Raw genomic sequence first — 1,171 nt, forward strand, 5'->3', positions numbered from 1 at the left:
CGGGAGGGCCCGCCGGCCAACACCGCCCGGTTGGGCGAAGGCCTTCTTCCAGGCCCTCCCGCCCAAGCCGAACACGAAGAACACGTACCCGGAGTACAGGGCCCAGATCCACAGCAGAAAGCCCCTGGCACCCGCCGTCGAGGAAACGCCCATCACGGTGAACAGCGCCAGGAGCGCGAACGCAAGCCCGGCTCCCGGCCAGAAGTCGGCACGCAGACCGCCATAACGCCGGAAGACCGCCACCACGGCAGCGACCTCGCCGACCAGCAGCAGCGGCACCAGCACCATCCGGGTGCCGAACAGAGAGCCCGGCTGGTCCTGCCCCGCCGCAAGCTCCCACAGCATGGTCGTCCCCGCAGCGAGGAGCCATGGCACCACGGCCACCGAGACGGACAGCGGAAGCACCACACGTTTGACCGACATCGCAGCAACCCCCCTCAATACCGCACACGTGAATCTAACTCGCACGGGTGGACGGCCCGCAGTGGTCGATCAACCGAATTCCGGCCCCAGCGAAACCGTGGCATTCGGTTCTTCCACCGGTATCCGTCGGAGGCGCCTTCGGTGAGCCAAGACCCACAACACTGTCGGGCGGTGCAAGGTGGTGCAAGTTTCGTGCGCAGTAGGCTGGTTGGCTGCAAGGATTTCCCCGGAGTGAGCGGCAGCACCGAGCGATGGAGGGCTTGATGGCTCTGCGCAGGCTTGGCAAGGACCCCGAGAGCAAGTCGGGCGGCAGCCCGACCGTCTACCTCGACGAGGAGAGGAACACCTACCTCGTCCAGGGCTGGATCGTCAGCGACGAGGCCCGTCTGGAACAGCTGGACCTGCCCGGTCACGAGACGGTGGTCGAGATCCCCCGCCGGATGGTGCGGTTCTTCGAGGAGGGGGACCGTGGCGTCCGCAGCGACGTTTGAGCAGCTCATCGGCTCGGCCCGCCGTTCCGCAGTGCACCTGGAGATGCGCGACGGCTACATGGCCGAGCCGGCTCTCGACGCCTGGAAGGCCGGCTCGCGGGAGGACCTCCTCGCGGGGGACCCCGAGTTCCAGCTGTGGCTGAAGTGGGTGCGCGAGGCCACCGCGCGCGGTGTCGCCGTGCGGCGGGCCCGGGTCTTCTCGGTTCCGGAGTCGGACTACATCCGCTGGGAGCACTTCATCTCCGACGCGAACGTGG

Annotated in this window: 3 protein-coding genes; 2 read left to right on the top strand and 1 reads right to left on the bottom strand. The window is 67.9% G+C overall.

Annotation, left to right across the window (positions count from 1 at the left end; all coding sequences use genetic code 11):
• The coding region (locus AB0O29_RS36215; RefSeq protein ID WP_365160790.1) for a hypothetical protein at positions 1-423 on the bottom strand (423 nt) is incomplete at its 3' end.
• Between the two features lie 263 nt (positions 424-686).
• Between AB0O29_RS36215 and AB0O29_RS36220 the strand changes: the two genes are divergently transcribed.
• Both AB0O29_RS36220 and AB0O29_RS36225 read left to right on the top strand, forming a co-directional pair.
• Positions 687-914 carry a hypothetical protein gene (locus tag AB0O29_RS36220; RefSeq protein WP_365160793.1) on the top strand — a complete coding sequence of 76 codons (228 nt, stop codon included), beginning with the start codon at positions 687-689 and terminating at the stop codon, positions 912-914.
• The coding region (locus tag AB0O29_RS36225; protein ID WP_365160795.1) for a DUF6879 family protein at positions 892-1,171 on the top strand (280 nt) is incomplete at its 3' end. The genes AB0O29_RS36220 and AB0O29_RS36225, both read left to right, overlap by 23 nt.

Source organism: Streptomyces sp. NPDC089915 (assembly GCF_040684675.1).
GTDB lineage: Bacteria > Actinomycetota > Actinomycetes > Streptomycetales > Streptomycetaceae > Streptomyces.

Bases quoted from the DNA above. Each gene is read 5' to 3' on its own strand.
- AB0O29_RS36220 (WP_365160793.1), top strand. From the start codon at position 687: ATGGCTCTGCGCAGGCTTGGCAAGGACCCCGAGAGCAAGTCGGGCGGC.